Consider the following 19,866-nt stretch of genomic DNA (forward strand, 5'->3'; position numbering starts at 1 on the left):
TAAACAACGGGAGAACATATGAACCTGAAGAGTACCCCCGCCAACCTGGCGAAGCTGGAGAAGATTTTTGACGAGGCGAAATATATCATTCGCTACGAAAAGGGAACGTTCAACTCCGGCTACTGCATCCTGGAACACAAGAAAGTAGTGGTGGTGAACAAATTCCTGAACGTGGAAGGCCGTATCAATACCCTGCTCGACATTCTGCCGTCCATCGCCCTGGAAGAAGGTTTCCTCACGCCGGAATCGCAGAAGCTCTACCGCCAGGTGCTCGACAGCCGCGCCGAAATGGCCGCTGCCGCCGCTAAGGAAGAAGCGCCGGAAAACGAGGCCGGTAAAGGCGAGGCCGAAGAAGGGATCACTGACGAAAACCCGGAAACCCCGCAGCCGTGAAAGTAACCTTCCTCGGTACGGGCACCTCGCAGGGCGTGCCGGTCATCGCCTGCCCGTGCAACGTTTGCGCCTCTTCAGACCCGCGAGACAACCGCCTCCGTTCCAGCATCCTCATCTCCGACGAAAAAGCCGGCAATATCGTCATCGATACCACGCCCGATTTCCGCTACCAGATGCTCCGCGCACAGGTGAAGCGGCTGGAAGCTGTGGTGATCACGCATTCCCACAAAGATCACATCGCCGGGATGGACGATATCCGCGCCTTCAACTATTTCCAGCAGCAACCCATCGATATTTACGCTTCGGATTATTCGCAGGACGTGATCATGCGCGAATTCTCCTACGCGTTCGCCGATTTCAAATACCCCGGTATTCCCGAACTGAATTTAAGAACGATCGGGGATGAGCATTTTATGGTGAACGGCCTGAAATTCACGCCCGTCAACGTTTTACATCATAAGATGCCCGTGCTGGGCTTCCGCTTCGGCGACTTCACCTACATTACCGACGCCAATTTCATCGCCCCGGAGGAAAAAGAAAAGGTCCGCGGCTCGAAAGTGCTTGTGCTCAACGCGCTGCGCCGCGAAAAACATATCTCCCATTTCACGCTCGACGAAGCGATCGAGCTGGGCCGGGAACTGGAAGTGCCGCAGGTGCTGTTTACGCATATCAGCCACCAGCTTGGGTTGCATGCGGAAGTAGACCCTACGCTGCCCGAAGGGATGCACCTGGCTTATGATGGTCTCGAAATAATTTTGTGATCGAAAAAAAAAAAGTACATTCGGCACTCATTAAAACCATTGTTTGTGCCGGATTCTTTTTTTGATTTTTCCCGCCGGGAACGGCAGGGCATTGCCTGCCTTTTAATCCTCATCGTAGTTTTCCAATGTGTACCGGTCGTCTGGTTGCACGTCCGCCCATTGCCGCCACCTGCGGATACGCTGGGCATGGCGGAGGCGGAGCGCGCGGTAGCGGGGCTCCTGGCGGAAGGGGCGCGCGAAAGAACGCGGCGGTACGACAGTATGCGCGCCAGCTGGAAAGGTAAATCCTATCGCAAAGACAGTGCATTTCGCAAACCCTGGCAGCGCGATACAGCATGGAAGAAATCCTGGGAACGGAAACCGCCGCCGGTGGTCCGGATCAATGCGGCAGACAGTGCGGAATGGGAACGTTTGCCATACATCGGCGCGGGGTATGCGGGGCGGATCGTGCGGTTCCGGGACCGCCTCGGCGGCTTCCACAGCGTCATACAAGTAGGTGAAACCTATGGTTTGCCCGATTCCGTATTTAAAAAAATTCAACCTTATTTACGACTGGGTGATGAATCTCTAAGAAAGATCGATGTCAACGAGACAGATGAAAAATCTTTGGCCGATCATCCATACATCAACACGAAATTGGCCCGTGCTATCATACGATATCGTAGTGCCAACGGGCGTTTCAGGCAGGTGAGCGACCTAAAGGCATTGCCTTTGGTGAATGACTCCATTTATCGTAAAATTGAAAAATACTTAATCGCCCCTTAAAACGTATTTCAGGTTATGAACTTTCAGCCAACGGACATGCAACAACAGATCGCCCAGGTGATCAAAGATTTCGGGAAAACGAACATCCAGCCGCATATTATGGAGTGGGACGAATCGCAGACATTCCCTGCAGACCTGTTTCACCGCATGGGCGAGCTGGGGCTGATGGGCGTGCTCGTGCCGGAATCCTATGGCGGCTCGGGACTTGGTTACCTGGAATATGTGACGGTCATCAGCGAAGTGGCGCGGCTTTGCGGTGCGGTAGGGCTGAGCCTGGCTGCGCATAACAGCTTGTGCACCGGGCATATCCTGCAATTCGGGAACGAAGAACAGAAACAGCGATGGCTGCCCAAACTCGCGTCGGGCCAATGGATTGGCGCATGGGGCCTTACGGAGCCGAACACCGGGTCGGACGCCATGAACATGAAATGCACGGCGAAGAAAGAGGGCGACGAATGGGTCATCAATGGTACTAAGTGCTGGATCACCCACGGGAAAAGCGGGGACGTGGCCGTAGTGATCGCCAGAACGGGCGCGGTGCGCGACAGCCATGGTATGACCGCCTTCGTGGTGGAGCGCGGAACGCCCGGTTTCAGTGGCGGAAAGAAAGAAAACAAACTCGGCATGCGGGCTTCCGAAACCGCCGAAATGATTTTCGATAACTGCCGCATCCCGGCGGGGAACATGTTGGGCAAGGAAGGCGACGGCTTCATCCAGTCGATGAAAGTGCTCGACGGCGGGCGCATTTCCATTGCCGCGCTCTCGCTCGGTATCGCGAAAGGCGCCTACGACGCGGCTTTGAAGTATTCGCAGGAGCGCCACCAGTTCGATAAACCCATCTCCAGTTTCCAGGGAATTTCCTTCAAACTGGCAGACATGGCTACGCAGATCGCCGCGGCGGAGCTGCTGACCATGCAGGCGGCCGATATGAAGAACAAGCATTTACCCATGACGAAACAGGCTGCCATGGCCAAATACTACGCTTCTGAGGTCGCGGTGTCCGTAGCCAATGAAGCGGTGCAGGTTTTCGGGGGATATGGTTACACGAAAGATTTCCCGGTGGAGAAGTTCTACCGCGATGCGAAGCTATGCACCATCGGCGAGGGTACGAGCGAGATCCAGAAGATCGTCATCGCGCGGGAAGTCCTCAAATCCTGACAGTAAAAGTAAAAGGTCAACTCATAGTCAGCGGCTGGCTCCCACAGGGGCCGGCCGCTGCGGTTTTACCGCGGATGCGCCTCGTTGCGCGGGTTTTCACATAATTTTTGGGATGGATTTTCCGGCAGGGGGGCCTCCCTCCATCGGCCCCATTTATCAATATTACCCCATCCTCATACTATTTTACCGCAGTATCTCCTTTTCCAATACACCCCTGGAAAGATATAATCAATCGATTGCAATTTTACAATTTGTTGAGAATGATTTCATTACTTTTTAATGTTAACTTTCATAAATTGCGATCCATTAATCCTGACATATGACAACCTTAGAAGACCAATTGAATCACCTCTTTCCCGAGGCTTCCGCTATTCCGGCGGAGTACGACTTGCCGGGGGAAATCCACCAACGGAGCTATCTGTCTGACGGCGTTATGAAAAACTGGCACGGAGACGTGCACACCGTGTTATCGCCTATCTGCGTCAAAACCCCCACAGGCCTGGAGCGCCGCGTGATCGGGTCGTACCCCTTATGCGGGCCCGACGAGGCCATGGAATCCCTCAACGCCGCCGTGGCGGCCTATGCAGACGGCAGGGGAGAATGGCCGACCATGTCGGTAGTCGAGCGTATCGCCTGCGTGGAAAAATTCACCGGCCGCATGATCGCCAAAAAACAGGAAGTGGTAAAGCTTATCATGTGGGAAATCGGTAAATCCTACACCGATTCCGTGAAGGAGTTCGACCGCACGGTAGAATACATCCACGCAACCATCGATGCGCTGAAGGACCTCGACCGCAAATCGTCTTCCTTCGCCATCGAACAGGGCATCATCGGGCAGATTCGCCGCAGTCCGCTCGGCGTGGTGCTGTGCATGGGGCCGTTCAATTATCCCCTGAACGAAACTTTCACGACGCTCATTCCCGCGCTCATCATGGGGAACACGTTGCTGTTCAAACCGCCGAAACACGGCACCCTGTTGCATTTTCCGCTGCTCGAGGCATTCCGCGACTGTTTCCCGGCGGGCGTGGTCAACACCATTTACGGCCGCGGCAACCAGATTATCGCGCCGCTCATGGAATCCGGGAAAATCAACGTGCTCACGCTCATCGGCTCCAGCAAAGTGGCCAACCAGCTGAAGAAAATGCACCCGAAAGTGAACCGCCTCCGCGCGATCCTGGGCCTCGATGCCAAGAACGCGGCGATCATCACCGAAAAAGCCGACATCGACCTCGCCGTGAAAGAATGTGTGCTGGGATCGCTTTCGTTTAATGGCCAACGTTGTACCGCCATCAAGATCATTTACGTGCACAGCAGTGTGGCAGCGGCTTTCCTGGAGAAGATGACGGCGGCCGTCGGCCAGCTCAAATCCGGGATGCCCTGGGAAAAAGACGTGTTCCTCACGCCGCTGCCGGAGCCACAGAAACCGGGCTACCTCCAGAGCTGCGTGGCGGATGCCGTGGCCCACGGCGCAAAGGTGATTAATCCCTTCGGCGGCGCGGCCAACGCATCGTTCGTGTACCCCGCCATCGTGTATCCCGTCAATGAAAAAATGAAACTCTACCGCGAGGAGCAATTCGGCCCGGTGATCCCGGTGGTGCCGTTCGACGATATCGAAACGCCCATCCGCTACCTCATCGAAGCAGACCATGGCCAGCAGGTGGCCGTGTTCTCGAACGACGCGGCAGAGCTGGCTTCGCTGATCGATCCGCTGGTGAACCAGGTGAGCCGCGTCAATATCAATTGCCAATGTCAAAGAGGACCGGATATCTTTCCGTTCACCGGCAGAAAGGATTCCGCGGAAGCAACGCTCTCCGTTTTCGATGCGCTACGCACGTTTTCCATCCGCTCTTTGGTGGCTACAAAACAGACCGAAGAGAACAAAGCGCTCATAAATGAGATCGTAAGTGCCCAATCTTCGAACTTTTTATCGACAAAGTATATATTTTAATCAACTGTAAAAGCGCTGTTATCGCATAACTTAGTGATTACGATCGCTTTTTTTTACATTATTTTGAATATTTACACCTTAGTGTGATGGAAAATTGATAACAGAAAGTTAAATTTGAGTTAATTACTTTCCTTACCAATTTATCAACCTAAACATTAAGAAAGATCGAGAAAATTTTACTCCAAAAAGAAACCGCCTCACTCTGAGGCGGTTTTTATTTTTGCCCCTGGAGGAGTTTCGCTGTATTTCTTTTCATCACTACACCTTCACATTTGCCAGGCCTTCAGCTTCGCCGGCGGAAAGCCGTACAGCCGCTTGAATGCTGCGGAGAAGTGATTGGGCGAGCTGTAGCCGAGGAAGTCGGCCACTTCATTCACATTTCTTTTTTCTTCGATGATGAGCCGGCGCGCGGTTTTCATCCGCATTTCCTGCACGTACCCGAACACGGTGTTGCCGAATAATTGCTTGAATCCTTTTTTCAGTTTGAATTCATTGAGCCCGAAACGGCGACAGAGAAAATTAAGGCTCAGGTGCGGGTCGAGGAAATGTTCGCGGAGGAAATCCTTCACGGATTGCAGGCGCGAAACATCGGCCGGGGGAATGATACGCCCGGGCACGGCCTTCGTTTGAAAGTGAAGCAATGCCTGCAGGGGATCCCAGTCTCCTGCGAAATCAGGTTCGGCCACGGTAGCGTGGTCCATGAAGAATGCATGCGTGGAAACCGCGTCCTGCGCGGTTGTTGAAGCTTTTGGGGTCATAACGTAATCCGTTTATCGTATAGTATTATCCGTTTCGCGTACCACCTGGGGTTGTAGTGGCACGTACTTTTGATGTCACAAAAATAATCAATCTCATGTTGCGGAAAATACTGAAATGGACGGGCGGGATCATCGCCGTTCTGATTACCGGGGTACTTATTTTTTATTTCATCATGCATATCATGGTGAAAAATAGTAGGGACAAAATCTACAGCGTAGAAGTACGGATGTTCGATATTCCTTCGGATTCCGCCTCCATAGCGGATGGTGCGCATATCTACGCAACGCGGGGTTGTGGAGACTGTCATGGTGCCGATCTCGGCGGAAAAAAATTCCTCGACGAAGGGCCCATCGGCACAATATACGGTACCAACCTCACCCGCGGCAAAGGCGGCCGGCCGGCAGATTACACGGACCGCGACTGGTTGCTGGCGTTGCGCCACGGCATCCGGAAAGACGGGAAACCTTTGCTGGTCATGCCTTCGTACGAGTATTACAAAATGACGGATGCCGACCTCGGCAGCTTGATCGCCTATCTCAAATCCGCCACCCCGCGCGATAACGAAACGGCCGCGCCCAGCCTGGGGCCTCTCGGCACGGTGCTTTCCGGCATCGGACAGTTGCCCCTCATCCCCGCGGAAAAAATCGATCACGCCTGGCGGCCGGGAGCCCCGGTAGCGAAAGGACCTACCGCCGAATACGGCCAATATCTTTCCATGTCCTGCACCGGCTGCCACAAGCCCAACCTGAAAGGCGGCGAAAGCCCCATACCCGGCGGCGTTTTCGTGCGGGACATCACACCTTCGGGCAATGTCGGCAAATGGTCGGAAAAGGAATTCATCGCCGTGCTGCGGACCGGCAATACGCCCGACGGCCGCGCTTTGAAGAACGACGACATGCCCTGGCAGATGACGAGCCAGTATTCGGACGAGGAGCTGACCGCATTGTACAGATATTTAAAAACCCTGTAACTATGGCCCTTCCAAGAACGATATACAATCCGATAATAGGCGACAAGGTCACTTTCCTGGAAACGGCGGCGGAAACGGGCGGTGAGCGGGTGACGGTGGAAGTGGAATTGGCGCCCGGCGGCAAGAACGGCTTGCATTACCACACGACTTATTTCGAGCATTTCGAGGTGGTGGAAGGGGAGCTGGGGTTGCAGGTGGGAAAAGAAATTTTGTACCTGCGTAGGGGTGGAACGGCGGATGTCGCGTTATATGTTCGTCACCTTTTCTTCAACCCCAGCAATAAACAGCCGGTGACGTTCCGGGTTACCATTTCGCCGGCGCGCGGGTTTGAGGATACGTTGCGGATCGCCTATGGCCTGGCGGCGGACGGAAAGGTAAACAAGAAGGGCATACCCTTGAAATTCGGCCACCTCGCGGTGCTGCTGGACATTGGGGAAACCTACCTGCCATTTATGCCTTACTGGTTGCAAAGCCGGTTGTTCAGGTACCTGGGCAGGAGGGCACGGAGGAAGGGGGCCGTAAAGGAATTGGAACATTATTATAAACAGGCAGAGGCGCCCGGAAGCGCCTCTGTATAAAAACGATGAATATGTTATTGTTGCTAGTGTCTGCCGCGCAGAATTCGCGTGATTTCATTTATTGCCTGGTGTCTGACGCTTGCCGCAGCATCCGCCGCGCGGCCTAACCGTTGTTAATCCAGGAAATCTTCAGCGGCGTCCGGCTTTTTGGGTTGGGCGCCGCCTGCCATTCCGGCGAACCACACGTCTACGTTGCCCGCGATCATGGGGGGCAGCTTGCTTTTCACGAAATCTTTTACGGCTTCGATGGCTTTTACGGCCTGCTCGTCGTTAACGCCGGCTTTATCTTTCACTTGCTGGATGAGCTCTTGCATCTGGACAAATTTTATCGGTTTGGAATTCGGGTGATCAGGCTACCTTGAGTGCCACGAGCGTGCTTTTTTCGAGCTTTTCGGCCGCCAGGGCGCGGGTGAGCACGAAAGATTTCTCGGTGGTGCTGGGCAGGTTGAACATAGCGTCCGCCAGTACCACTTCGCAGATGGAGCGGAGGCCGCGGGCGCCCAACTTGTATTCCAGGGCTTTTTCCACGATGTAATCCACTGCATCGTCTTCCACTTCGAACTCGATGCCTTCCACTTTGAACAGTTTTTTGTACTGTTTGATGAGGGCGTTGCGCGGCTGGGTGAGAATGGCTTTCAGCGCGTCTTTATCGAGGGTGTTCAGGTAGGTTACCACCGGCAGGCGGCCCAGCAGCTCGGGGATGAGGCCGAATTGCTTGAGGTCTTGCGAATTCACGTAACGCAGGATGTGCTTGCGGTTTTGTTCTTCTTGTTCCTTGTTCACCGTGAACCCGATGGAATGGGTTTGGATACGGCGGGAGATGATACGGTCTACCCCGTCGAACGCGCCGCCGCAGATGAACAGGATATTCTGTGTATTTACCTTGATGAGTTTTTGCTCGGGGTGCTTGCGGCCGCCTTGCGGGGGAACGAGCACTTCGGTGCCTTCCAGGAGTTTGAGGAGGCCCTGTTGAACGCCTTCGCCGCTTACGTCGCGGGTGATGGACGGGTTATCGCTCTTGCGGGCGATCTTGTCGATCTCATCGATGTATACGATCCCTCTTTCGGCGGCTTCCACGTCGTAGTTGCAGACCTGGAGGAGGCGGGTGAGGATGCTTTCCACGTCTTCGCCCACATAACCGGCTTCGGTGAAAACCGTCGCGTCTACGATGGTGAAGGGAACGTTGAGGAGGCGGGCGATGGATTTGGCGAGGAGGGTTTTGCCCGTGCCGGTTTCGCCGACCATGATGAGGTTCGACTTTTCGATTTCCACATCATCTTCCGTTACCTGCTGGTTGAGGCGTTTGTAGTGATTGTAAACGGCCACGGCGAGGATTTTCTTCGCATCGTCCTGACCGATCACGTATTCATCCAGGAAATGCTTGATTTCCACCGGTTTCGCCACTTTCGGTACGAAGTGCGAGGGGCCGCTTTTGCGGGGCGCTTCGCCGGCGGGGCTCAGTTCCTGCTCGATGATCTCCTGCGCGTTGGCCACACAGTTTTCACAGATATGGCCGTCTGCACCTGCGATCAATATCCTTACCTCGTCTTTGTTCCGGTTGCAGAACGAACAGCGTATCTTGGATTCTTTCATTTATCTGGTTTTTAGTGTAAGGCTGTTGCAGCCTCGATTACGAGGTTACAAAATTACGGTTTTTTGGCGGGTTTCGGAAGGGGAAAACCTACCTGTTGCCCCATCCCGCTTTAAACTTAACAAATTCTTACATATGATGGATTATTGCCGTTCGTAGCCCGGTTTGCCGGGTTGCGGAGATAAAAAAAACGCTCCCGGCCGGGAGCGTTTTTTTTATGCGTTTGTCCGTCGATTACTGGGGTGTGTTGCCACCTTCCACAGCTTTCTTGCGGGGATTTTTGTCCAGAACGTCGTCGATGATACCATATTCCTTGGCTTCGTCGGCCGTCATCCAGAAGTCGCGGTCGCCGTCTTTTTCCACTTTTTTCACGGGTTGGCCGCAGTGGGAGGCGATGATTTCGTTCAGCTCTTTTTTGAGCTTCACGAATTCGCGCGCGGTGATCTCGATGTCGGAAGTTTGGCCTTCCGCGCCGCCGTGAGGCTGGTGGATCATTACGCGGGCGTGCTTCAGGGCAGTGCGTTTGCCTTTGGTGCCGGCAACCAGCAGTACGGCGCCGAAGGAGGCGGCCATGCCGGTGCAGATGGTGGCGATGTCGGGCGAAACGATCTGCATGGTATCATAAATACCCAGACCGGCATAAACGGAGCCGCCGGGGCTGTTGATGTACATCTGTATATCGCGGTTACGGTCGGCCGATTCGAGGAACAGCAACTGTGCGGTGATTACGTTGGCCACATAGTCGTTCACGGGATCGCCCAGGAAGATGATACGGTCTGCCATGAGGCGGGAGAACACGTCCATCTGCGTAACGTTCAACTGGCGCTCCTCGATGATATAAGGAGTGAGCGAATTGATGCGGGAGTTACGGGCATAACTATCTACAACCAGGCTGCTGATCCCGCGGTGGTGAATCGCATATTTCCGGAATTCGTCATTAATGTTCATGATGGTGATGTTTATGAGGTAATTTAACAAATTCTTCTGCAGTAATTTCCTCTTCTTTTACTTTCACCTTGGTTTCGGCCCAGTCGAACAGCTTCTGGGTGATGAGCTCACGATAAGTCTGGTCCACGTATTTCTCGTCTTGCAGCAGGCGCTCCAGGTAGCTGTCCATCCACTCCGCCTGGTCGCCGCCGAGGCCGTAGTAAGACATGAGCTTGGTGCGTGCGTTGTCTTTCAGTTCATCGAAAGAAACGTCGATTTTGTTATCGCGGATCAGTTTGTCGCTGATGAGCGTCCAGCGCAGCTGATGGTCGAAGTTCGGGTATTCCTGTTCGGCTTCTGCTTCCGTTTTCGGGTTTTCGCCGCCTTTCTGGAGCCAACGTTTCAGGAATTCTTTCGGGAGCTCGATGGGCGTTTCGTGCACCAGCGTCTCGAACAGGTCGTTGTGCAGGTGGTTGGTGGCTTCCTGTTTCCAGTATTTACCGATCTCTTCGCGGAGTTTTTCGCGGAAAGCTTCGGCGGTAGCGATGTTCTGGCCGGGGTACACTTCGTTGAAGAATTCCTCGTTCAGTTCACGTTTTTCGATCAGGGTCAGCTTGGTGATGGTGAGCTGGAAGTATTTTTTCGCAGCGTCTTTATCGTTAGCGAGGCCGAGGTCTTTGGTGATGTATTCGATACGGTCTTTATCGAAAGCTTTGGAAAGCTGGAACACGATGGTGTCGCCTACTTTTTTGCCCATCAGTTTTTCCTGTGCGGCGGCGGAGAAGGTTTTTACAAGCAGTGAGTTTTCTTTTTTCTCTGCGCCTTCTGCGATGTTGCCTTTGCTGTCTGTCTCGATGAACTCGAGGTTCAGCACGTTGTTCTCGGAAGTAACGGTTTCGGGCTCGCTGGATTTGCCGCCTTTCAGTTGCAGACGGTCCAGTTCCTGGTCAACGATCTCGTCGGTCACCTTTACGTTGTAGCGGGTGAGGGAGGTTTTCGCCAGCAGGGGGTCTACGTCGAACGCAGGTTTCAGGCCTACTTCAAAAGCGAAGTCGAATTCCGCAGGTGTATTGTAATCGAAGTTTTTCGGTTCGTTCTCGAGGGAGAGAGGCTGGGCAAAGATTTCCAGTTTTTCGGTCTGGATATAGCCCATCAGTTCCTTTTCCACCGTTTTCAGCACTTCGTCTGCAAACAGCGCCTGGCCGCTCATTTTTTTGATCATGCCGGCGGGAACCTGGCCTTTCCGGAATCCAGGGATGTTGGCGGTTTTGGAAAAATGCTTGACAGCTTTCTCGAAATTAGGAAGGTAATCTTCCTGGCTCACTTTCACAGTGATCTTATCATTTAATAAACCAATGTTCTCTCTGGTTACGGTTGCCATTTTTGCTTTTTGTTAATATTAAAAACACAGAAAATATACTTGTTCGTCTTTCCGTGCCCAATCCTGTCAACCAAGATTGTGCCACGGGCCCGCAGTGCGGAAAACCTGCCTTTTTAGCAGGGCGGGCGGGCCGCCAGACCGACAGAATATCACCGACCGGGCCTCAATCGGAATTTTGGCCCCCTCTAAATCAGTTAATCTCAACGGTTTGTGAAAAAATGCCACTGCCGGCGAAGCGCGAAGATAGTTCGTTTTCCCGAAATTTTGGCCCCGAGGCAGTCATATTAGGGCCGATCTTCATGCGTGGCCTCAGAGCGAAGCCCGCGGTGTAACCCGGAACGGCACCTCCACCTGCGACAGCGATCCGTCGAGGATCATCCCCGCCGCCAGTTCCCCCATCAGCTGGAAATCGGTCGAAATGGTCGTCAGGCCATTCAGGATAAAAGGTTTCAGCGGGGTTTCGTTATAAGAGACGATCCCCGTGTCTTTCCCCGGCGTCAGGCCCTGCGCACGGATTTTCCCGATCAGCTCCACCAGGTCGCTTTCCCGGATGTTGATATAGACTTCGCCCGCCCGCACATCGCCATCGTTCAGCGCATGCACCACCCGCGAAGGGAACGCGTAATCCTGGCAGAATTGCAGGAAGCCGTCGCGGATCTCGTCGGGGTAATACGTGTTCTCCGGGAAAATAAGCGTCAGCGCGCCGTATTGCTCCAGCCGGTCGCGGAGCGCCTCCAGTGCGTCATAAATATTCTCGCGGAAGTTTTCGTACACGGCGCCGTAAGGGCCCGTGACGCCTCTGAGTTTTTTATCGAGCAGCAGCAGTTTTTCGCGGGGGATGTCGTTCAGCAGCGCATCCACCTGCACGCGCTCCCGGAAATGCGGCAGCACCACCACATGCGTGTATTCCGACAGGTTCCTTTGCAGCAGTTTTTTGAACAGCCCGAAATCGCTGTTGTAGATATAAAAATCGATGCTCGCCGCATCGCCCAGCTTGCCTGCGAACGCGTCGTAGATGATCTTTTTATGCTCGCTGAGCTTGTTGAAAAGCAACAGGATCTTGAATTGCTGGCGCAGCCCCGTCTGCTGTACGAAATATCCCTTCCCCGGCACGGAGCCCAATATCCCGCGGGCTTTCAGCAGCTTGAGCGATTTCTCGGCCGTGTCGCGCGAGATGTCGAGTTTGTAAGAAAGCTCGTTGATGGACGGGAGGATGTCGTTCTGCCGGATCTTTCCTTCCCCGATCGCCTGCAAAAGCGCATCGGCCAGTTGCTGGTATTTGGGCGTGGCGGAGAAGTCGTCGATGGCGATATGCCGGAGGATGTCTGGTGTTTTCATAACGTTGTCCAAAGTAGTGAAATAATTGAAAAAACACAGGCAGGACGGGGCATGACAGTGGTTCCGCACGCAATGCATATTTTGCGATCATCATACAAAATCCACGTTATTATGCACGCTATCCTGGGATTGTTCTTCCATTTGCTGGGCGGCTTCGCCTCCGGAAGTTTTTACCTGCCGTACAAGAAAGTCAGGGGCTGGAACTGGGAAAGTTACTGGATCACCGGCGGACTTTTTTCCTGGCTCATCGTTCCGTTCATCGCCGCATGGATCACTGTGCCGGGGTTCATGGATATCATCCTGAACACTGACGGCGCCACGCTTTTCTGGACGTACTTCCTGGGAGTGTTGTGGGGGATCGGGGGTTTGACGTTCGGTTTATCGATGCGGTACCTCGGCATGAGCCTGGGGATGGCCGTGGCGCTAGGGTTCTGTTCCGCTTTCGGGGCGCTCATCCCGCCCATTTACCGGAGCATCATTGCGGAGAGCGACAATAACTTCGGGACGATGGTGAGCACGCACGGCGGATTGTTCGTGCTGCTCGGCGTGGCGGTTTGCCTCCTCGGGATCATGATCAGCGGCAAAGCGGGTATGCGGAAAGAAAAAGAGTTGACGGACGATCAGAAACAGGAAAATATAAAGGAATTCGATCTGAAGAAAGGATTGACGGTGGCGAGCATCTCCGGCATTCTGAGCGCCTGCATGAGTTTCGCGATTTCGGCAGGCGGCTCGATGGGGAAGGAGGCCGTGGCCAACGGCGCCAACCCGCTTTTCGCCAACAACGTCACGTTCGTGGTGATCATGCTGGGCGGGCTCACGACCAACTTCATCTGGTGCATGGTCCTCAACGCGCGCAACCGTTCTTTCAAGGATTATACGAACCGGGAAACGCCCCTGGCCGCGAATTACTTCTTTTCCGCGCTGGCCGGCACTACCTGGTTCATGCAGTTTTTCTTCTACGGCATGGGCGAAAGCAAGCTCGGCAATGGCGCCGGCTCGTGGATACTCCACATGGCGTTCATCATTCTCATTTCCACGTTGTGGGGTTTTGCGCTGAAAGAATGGAAAGGCGTAACCCCCAAAACCTACCGGACAGTGCTGGCGGGTATCGCCACCATTATTTTGTCTGTCTTGCTGGTAGGGTACGGCAGTTCACTTGAAAATTAATTGATCGATGACGAAGCAATTCAAACATGTAAGTTATTTATGGGATGAGGGCAAAGCCGCCGCAATGGCGGGCGATGAAGTGGCCCTGCTGATCTATCGTTCCAACCTGCTGGGCGCGGACCTCCGGCTCACCAACTACGGCGGCGGCAACACCAGCTGCAAGGCCATCGCGCCCGATCCCCTCACCGGCAATCCCGTGGAAGTGATGTGGGTAAAGGGTTCCGGCGGCGATTTGGGTACGCTCCAGCGCAGCGGCCTCGCCGCGTTGTACGTAGACCGCCTCCGCAGCCTGAAATCCATCTACAGGGGCATGCAGATGGAAGATGAAATGGTTGCCCTCTTCGATCATTGCATATACGACCTCAAATCCAAAGCGCCGTCTATCGACACACCGCTGCACGGTTTCCTGCCGTTCAAACATATCGACCACCTGCACCCGGACGCGGCCATCGCCATTGCCGCGGCGAAAGACGGGGAAAAGATCACGCAGGAACTGTTTGGCGGGAAGATCGGCTGGGTGCCCTGGCAGCGCCCGGGCTTCGATCTCGGCCTGCAGCTGAAAGCCTGCCTGGACGCGAACCCCGGCATCCGCGGCATTATGCTGGGATCGCACGGGCTGTTCACCTGGGGAGATACGGCGTACGAATCCTACATCAACACCCTCGAAGTGATCGAGCAGTGCGCGGAATACCTGGAGAAACACCTCGGCAAATCGCGCCCTGTTTTCGGCGGCGCCCGCATGGAAGCGCTTCCGCAGGCGGAAAGGCTCGCCAAAGCCGCGGAGCTGGCGCCGGTACTGAGAGGCCTCGCCTCGTCGAACCAGCGGATGATCGGGCATTTCACGGACGATGAGCGCGTGCTGCAGTTCATCCATTCCAACGACCTGGAGCGCCTCGCGCCCCTCGGCACCTCCTGCCCGGATCACTTCCTGCGAACGAAGATCAGTCCGCTGGTCGTGCATCCGGAAACGGCCGCCGATGCGGAAAAGCTCGCGTCCGCATTCGACGGTTACCGGAAAATGTACGCGGAATACTACGACAAGTGCAAGCATCCGAACAGTCCGGCCATGCGCGATACGAACCCGGTAGTGATTTTATGCCCGGGAATTGGTATGTTCACCTTCGCGAAAGACAAGCAGACGGCACGCGTGGCCGCCGAATTCTATATCAACGCCATCAACGTGATGCGCGGCGCCGAAGCCGTATCTTCCTACACTTCGCTGCCGCGGCAGGAAGCGTTCGATATCGAATACTGGCTGCTGGAAGAAGCGAAACTGCAGCGCATGCCCAGGCCCAAAGCCCTCACCGGCCGCATCGCGCTGGTAACGGGGAGCGCGGGCGGCATCGGGAAGGCCATCGCCCGTAAGTTCGCGCAGGAAGGCGCCGTGGTAGTGCTGTCCGACAACAACGCAGACCGTTTGGCGGAAGCGAAAGCCGCATTCGAAAAGGAATTCGGGAAAGATGCCTGCGCCGCCGCGCTGCTCGACGTGAAAGACGGCGGCAATGTGGCCAGCGCCTACCATACCGCCGCGCTGGCGTTTGGCGGGATGGATATTGTGGTCAACTGTGCGGGGCTTTCCATCTCCAAGCCGCTGGAAGAGCATACGGAAAAGGATTGGGACCTGTTGTACGATGTGCTCGTCAAAGGACAGTTCTTCGTGACGCAGGCAGGTGTGGAAATGATGCGGAAGCAAAACCTCGGTGGCGACGTGCTGAACATCGTCAGCAAAAACGCCCTCGTATCCGGCCCCAACAACGCCGCATACGGGTCCGCGAAAGCGGCGCAGCTGCATCTGAGCCGTTTGAACGCCGCAGAGCTGGGGAAAGACCGCATTCGCGTGAACGTCGTGAACCCCGATGCCGTGATCGCCGACAGCACCATCTGGGCCGGCGCATGGGCGGAAGGCAGGGCTAAAGCCTACGGCGTGAAAGTGGAAGAGCTGCCGGCTTATTACGCGAAACGCACTTTGCTCAACCAGGTGATTTTGCCGGAAGACATCGCAGACGCATGTTTCGCATTCGTTGGAGGATTATTGCAGAAAGCTACGGGCAACGTGTTGAATGTAGACGGCGGCGTGGCCATGGCTTTTGTCAGATAGTAAAACAATACACCATGCAAATCGACCAGAATAAGATAGACGGTTATAACGGCCAGGCGCTCCGTAAACATGAACGGGCGCTGGCTTATCTGCAGGGAGAAATCCCCCATGCGGAGGAAGTCCTCCGCCTGCTCGGCGAATTCCAGGTGGCGATCCCCAGCTGGGCCCTCGGTACCGGGGGCACGCGTTTCGGCAGATTCCCCGCCGGCGGCGAGCCGCGCAATCTCGAAGAAAAAATAGAAGACATCGGTCTGCTGCATCGCCTCAACCGCGCCAGCGGCGCCATTTCGCTGCATATTCCCTGGGATATCCCGGAAGATCCCGCGCACATCCGCGCCCTCGCCGCCGCGCACGGGATCAGGTTCGATGCCATGAACTCGAACACCTTCCAGGACCAGCCCGGCCAGGAGCACAGCTACAAATTCGGCTCCCTCCAGCATGTAAACCGCGATGTGCGCAAACAAGCCATCGAACATAATATCGAAGTGATCCGCCACGGCGTGGCACTGGGCTCGGAATCGCTCACCGTCTGGCTGTCGGACGGGTCGTGCTTCCCCGGCCAGCTGAGCTTCCGCAAAGCGTTCGAAAACACGCTGGAAGGATTGGGCGAGATTTATGCGGAACTGCCCGGCAACTGGAAGATGTTCGTCGAGTACAAAGCCTTCGAACCGAATTTTTATTCCACGACCGTCGGTGATTGGGGCCAGTCGTACCTCTTCGCGTCCAAGCTGGGCAAAAAGGCGTACACGCTGGTAGACCTCGGCCATCATCTCCCCAACGCCAATATCGAACAGATCGTTTCGCTGCTGCTCATGGAAGGCAAACTGGGCGGGTTCCATTTCAATGATTCGAAATATGGGGACGACGACCTCACCGTCGGCAGCATCAAGCCTTACCAGCTGTTCCTGATTTTCTGCGAACTGGTAGACGGGATGAATGCGCGCAATATGAAACACGCGACAGACCTGGGCTGGATGATCGACGCGTCCCACAACGTGAAAGACCCGCTGGAAGACCTGCTGCAATCCGTGGAAGCGATCCTCATCGCTTATGCGCAGGCATTGCTGGTAGACCGCGCCGCGCTCACCGCCGCGCAGGAAAGGAACGATGTGGTGGCCGCGCAGGAAATCCTGCAACAGGCGTACCGTACGGACGTAAGGCCGCTGGTAGCGGAAGCGCGCCTCCGGGCGGGCGGCGCGCTCAGTCCGCTGGGCGTGTACCGCGGCGAGAAAGTCCGTTCGGGGCTCATCAGCAGAAGAGGGGTATCGACCATTGCTACAGGTTTATAAACCATGACGAAGATTCCCGTTATCGCCGTGCTCGACATCGGCAAGACCAATAAAAAACTGTTCCTCTTCGACGGGGCGTATCGCGTGGTGCATGAAAAAAAAGTGCGGCTGCCCGAAACGGCCGACGAAGACGGGGATCCCTGCGAGTGCATCCAAAGTCTCCGCGAATTCGTGCACGCATCGCTGGAAGAAGCCATGGCGCTGCCGGGCGTGGACGTACGCGCGGTGAACGTGTCCGCCTACGGCGCGAGCCTCGTGTATATCGATGCCGCTGGAAAGCCGTTGACGCCATTGTACAACTATCTCAAGCCCTACCCGGCGGAATTACGCGACCGGCTATACGAACAATACGGCGGAAAACCGGCGCTTTCCCGGCAAACGGCGTCTCCCACGCTGGATAGCCTGAATTCGGGCCTGCAGCTGTATCGCCTGCGCATGGAGCGTCCTGCGCTTTTTGCGCACGTCAGACATGCGCTGCATCTGCCGCAATATGTGAGTTTCCTGCTAACGGGCGCTCCCTGCGCGGATATCACCAGCATCGGCTGCCATACCGCGATGTGGGATTTCGAAAAACGGGATTACCATGCATGGGTGCACAACGAGCAGCTGGCGGGCGTAATGGCGCCGTTGCGGAACGCGGGCGAAGTGGTGAACGGTGTTGTGGCGGGACGGGAAATCCCCACAGGCCCGGGCCTCCACGATTCTTCCGCCGCGCTCATCCCGTATTTGCTGCAATTCAGGGAACCGTTCGCGCTGATTTCCACCGGTACCTGGTGCATTACGCTGAACCCTTTCAACGCCACGCCGCTCACGGCCGAAGAGTTGGAACAGGATTGCCTGTGCTACCTCTCGTACGATGCGCGGCCGGTGAAAGCGTCGCGGTTGTTTTCGGGGTTCGTGCACGAGCGGGAAGTGGCGCGCATCGCGGCGCATTTCAACCGGGAGCCGGCGCATTACCAATCGGTGCCGTTCGACGCGGCGATGATGGAAAAAATGCTGCCTGGCGGGGACTTCGCCGGCCGTGACCTGGCCGGTTTCCAATCCGATACGGAAGCTTACCATCAATTGATATACGACCTCGTGACCGCACAATACCGTTCCACCGCGCTCGTGCTGGAAGGTGCGCCGGTGGGGAAGATCTTTGTGGACGGAGGGTTCGGGAAGAACGAAGTGTTCATGCGCATGCTGGCGGCGCAGTTCCGCGGAATCGAAGTGTTCGCGGCTACCGTGCCGCAGGCCACTGCCCTGGGGGCCGCGCTGGCATTGCATGGCGTCTGGCAAAACGGGCCGCTGCCGCAACAGTTGATATCATTGGCCGCATATCCCGGTCCCTGCGCAGAAATTCTTGGATGATAGACTTCACTCGGCACGAGATCGGCATAGACCGTAAAGTATAATTGCTGATTTAGATACGTGTTAAGTGAAATAGCATACAGGGTGCAAATTTTCATTTGCCGCTCCATTTTTCCTTAATCGATCAGCGCCAGGAGGCGGTCGCGCACCAGCAGGCAGGCGCCGGCCATGCCCGCATGTTCCCCTTTGCGGGAAAGCACGAGTTTGGTATCGTTATTCACCAAAGTCAACGAAAATTTATTGATGGCGCTGCGGATGGGCAGTAAAATGTAATCGCCGGTGGAAGCGAGCGCCCCGCCGAGGATCACCACTTCCGGGTTGAGGATGTTGATGAGGATGGCGATCCCCCGGCCGAGTTTCTCCCCGATTTCCGCGATGAGCTCGATGGCGAGGGTGTCTTCCTGCTTCACGGCGGCGAGGATGTCTTCCAATTGCACATCGTCCGGATTGGGGATGCGCCTGGCCACGATGCTGCTCGCCCCTTCGCGGAGGCGCCGGATGAACAGGCGGGTGAGCGCGGCGCCGGAAGCTTCCGTTTCCAGGCAGCCCTTCTTTCCGCAATGGCAAAGGATTTCATTGTCGAAAACCGGGATATGGCCAATGTCTCCGGCGAAACCGGATTTGCCGTAATATAATTGTCCGTTCAGCAGCAGCCCCATGCCGATGCCGTGCTCCAGGTTGATGAAGAACGCATTTTTCTCGTGATAGGCGCCGCTGCTGAATTCACCGTAGGCCACGGCGCGGGAGTCGTTTTCCAGGAATGTGGGAATGCCCAGCCGCTGCTCGATCACCTTGCTGAGCGGGTCTTCCTGGAAATGGAAGAAGCTGTAGCTATAGCCCGAACGGTAGTTGATGCGGCCGGAAAGGTTCACGCCGATGCCGATGACTTTCTTTTTCCCTTTACCCGAAGCGGCGATGAACCCGGTGATGATGTCGCACAGCCGGTTGAGGGCTTCCGGGGTGTTCTTGAGATGGAAAGGCACCTTTTCCTGGGTGCGGACGAGGTTGTTCCGGAAATCCCCCAGGCCGAGGTTCACATAATATTGCTTGATATCCACCCCCACGAAAAAGAACGAATCCGGTTCCAGACCGTACACGTTGGGCCGCCGGCCCGCCGCCGCTTCTATCTTCCCGTAATCTTTTACCAGTCCGTCGGCGATCAGCTCGTTGATCAGCTCGCCCACTTTCGGTACGCTGGCGTTCAGCTCGCGGCTCAGGTCGGCGATGGTGGTGTTGCCCGCATTCACGAACCACGACAGAACCTGCTTCTTCTGCTGCAGGTTCTTGTACGCTACGCCCGTGATGGCATCGTTACGGAGATCTTCGAAAAAGGTATGACGGCTCATGTAGCTGCTACTTCATTGAAGGGGTCAAAGTAGGAAAATTTGCC

General features: G+C 55.5%; 18 protein-coding genes. 11 read left to right on the forward strand and 7 right to left on the reverse strand.

What is annotated here, in order from left to right; genetic code table 11:
• Positions 1-18: 18 nt before the first annotated feature.
• The 5 genes from ACQKLP_RS22590 to ACQKLP_RS22610 all read left to right on the forward strand — a co-directional run bounded on the left by ACQKLP_RS22590 (position 19) and on the right by ACQKLP_RS22610 (position 5,025).
• Entirely contained in the window at positions 19-393 is a 375-nt protein-coding gene (locus tag ACQKLP_RS22590) for a hypothetical protein (protein ID WP_427325236.1), read from the forward strand.
• Positions 390-1,154, forward strand: coding sequence for an MBL fold metallo-hydrolase (locus tag ACQKLP_RS22595; protein WP_427325237.1), 765 nt, complete (start codon positions 390-392; stop codon positions 1,152-1,154). Before ACQKLP_RS22590 ends, ACQKLP_RS22595 begins: the two co-directional genes overlap by 4 nt.
• Positions 1,155-1,415: 261 nt before the next feature.
• A complete protein-coding gene (locus ACQKLP_RS22600) occupies positions 1,416-1,919 on the forward strand; it encodes a ComEA family DNA-binding protein (RefSeq protein WP_427325239.1) in 504 nt (167 codons plus the stop codon).
• A 15-nt stretch (positions 1,920-1,934) separates the two neighbouring features.
• Positions 1,935-3,077, forward strand: coding sequence for an acyl-CoA dehydrogenase family protein (locus ACQKLP_RS22605; RefSeq protein WP_427325241.1), 1,143 nt, complete (start codon positions 1,935-1,937; stop codon positions 3,075-3,077).
• 319 nt (positions 3,078-3,396) lie between these two features.
• A complete protein-coding gene (locus ACQKLP_RS22610; protein WP_427325243.1) occupies positions 3,397-5,025 on the forward strand; it encodes an NADP-dependent glyceraldehyde-3-phosphate dehydrogenase in 1,629 nt (542 codons plus the stop codon).
• 266 nt (positions 5,026-5,291) lie between these two features.
• Here the strand turns inward: ACQKLP_RS22610 and ACQKLP_RS22615 are convergent, their stop codons facing one another.
• Complete coding sequence (locus ACQKLP_RS22615; RefSeq protein WP_427325244.1) at positions 5,292-5,783, reverse strand: helix-turn-helix transcriptional regulator; 492 nt, start codon at positions 5,781-5,783, stop codon at positions 5,292-5,294.
• 95 nt (positions 5,784-5,878) lie between these two features.
• Between ACQKLP_RS22615 and ACQKLP_RS22620 the strand changes: the two genes are divergently transcribed.
• Positions 5,879-6,754, forward strand: a complete 876-nt coding sequence (locus ACQKLP_RS22620; RefSeq protein WP_427325245.1) for a c-type cytochrome — start codon at positions 5,879-5,881, stop codon at positions 6,752-6,754.
• Positions 6,755-6,756: 2 nt separating this feature from the next.
• Complete coding sequence (locus ACQKLP_RS22625) at positions 6,757-7,332, forward strand: cupin domain-containing protein (RefSeq protein ID WP_427325246.1); 576 nt, start codon at positions 6,757-6,759, stop codon at positions 7,330-7,332.
• A gap of 113 nt (positions 7,333-7,445) precedes the next feature.
• Here ACQKLP_RS22625 and ACQKLP_RS22630 read toward each other — a convergent pair whose 3' ends face one another.
• The 5 genes from ACQKLP_RS22630 to ACQKLP_RS22650 all read right to left on the reverse strand — a co-directional run bounded on the left by ACQKLP_RS22630 (position 7,446) and on the right by ACQKLP_RS22650 (position 12,569).
• Positions 7,446-7,646: a DUF2267 domain-containing protein gene (locus ACQKLP_RS22630; RefSeq protein WP_126244204.1), complete on the reverse strand. Its 201-nt coding sequence runs from the start codon at positions 7,644-7,646 to the stop codon at positions 7,446-7,448.
• A gap of 34 nt (positions 7,647-7,680) precedes the next feature.
• Complete coding sequence (gene clpX / locus ACQKLP_RS22635) at positions 7,681-8,925, reverse strand: ATP-dependent Clp protease ATP-binding subunit ClpX (protein WP_427325247.1); 1,245 nt, start codon at positions 8,923-8,925, stop codon at positions 7,681-7,683.
• A gap of 232 nt (positions 8,926-9,157) precedes the next feature.
• Entirely contained in the window at positions 9,158-9,871 is a 714-nt protein-coding gene (gene clpP, locus ACQKLP_RS22640) for an ATP-dependent Clp endopeptidase proteolytic subunit ClpP (protein WP_126244202.1), read from the reverse strand.
• Positions 9,861-11,231: a trigger factor gene (gene tig / locus ACQKLP_RS22645; protein WP_427325248.1), complete on the reverse strand. Its 1,371-nt coding sequence runs from the start codon at positions 11,229-11,231 to the stop codon at positions 9,861-9,863. Before tig ends, clpP begins: the two co-directional genes overlap by 11 nt.
• A gap of 309 nt (positions 11,232-11,540) precedes the next feature.
• The gene (locus tag ACQKLP_RS22650) at positions 11,541-12,569 is read right to left on the reverse strand and encodes a GntR family transcriptional regulator (RefSeq protein ID WP_427325249.1); all 1,029 of its coding nucleotides are present in this window, start codon (positions 12,567-12,569) and stop codon (positions 11,541-11,543) included.
• Positions 12,570-12,680: 111 nt separating this feature from the next.
• Between ACQKLP_RS22650 and rhaT the strand changes: the two genes are divergently transcribed.
• Genes rhaT through ACQKLP_RS22670 form a run of 4 tightly spaced genes read left to right on the forward strand, consistent with a single transcriptional unit; the run spans position 12,681 to position 18,476 of the window.
• Complete coding sequence (gene rhaT, locus ACQKLP_RS22655) at positions 12,681-13,736, forward strand: L-rhamnose/proton symporter RhaT (protein WP_427325250.1); 1,056 nt, start codon at positions 12,681-12,683, stop codon at positions 13,734-13,736.
• 7 nt (positions 13,737-13,743) lie between these two features.
• Positions 13,744-15,834, forward strand: coding sequence for a bifunctional aldolase/short-chain dehydrogenase (locus tag ACQKLP_RS22660; RefSeq protein ID WP_427325252.1), 2,091 nt, complete (start codon positions 13,744-13,746; stop codon positions 15,832-15,834).
• A gap of 14 nt (positions 15,835-15,848) precedes the next feature.
• Complete coding sequence (locus ACQKLP_RS22665) at positions 15,849-17,123, forward strand: sugar isomerase (RefSeq protein ID WP_427325253.1); 1,275 nt, start codon at positions 15,849-15,851, stop codon at positions 17,121-17,123.
• Between the two features lie 3 nt (positions 17,124-17,126).
• Positions 17,127-18,476, forward strand: a complete 1,350-nt coding sequence (locus ACQKLP_RS22670; RefSeq protein ID WP_427325254.1) for an FGGY-family carbohydrate kinase — start codon at positions 17,127-17,129, stop codon at positions 18,474-18,476.
• Between the two features lie 116 nt (positions 18,477-18,592).
• Here the strand turns inward: ACQKLP_RS22670 and ACQKLP_RS22675 are convergent, their stop codons facing one another.
• On the reverse strand, positions 18,593-19,822 hold the full coding sequence (locus ACQKLP_RS22675; protein WP_427325255.1) for an ROK family protein: 1,230 nt from the start codon (positions 19,820-19,822) through the stop codon (positions 18,593-18,595).
• Positions 19,823-19,866 lie beyond the last annotated feature (44 nt).

Origin of the sequence: Chitinophaga sp. NPDC101104 (assembly GCF_050277495.1) — a bacterium.
Classification (GTDB): Bacteria; Bacteroidota; Bacteroidia; order Chitinophagales; family Chitinophagaceae; genus Chitinophaga.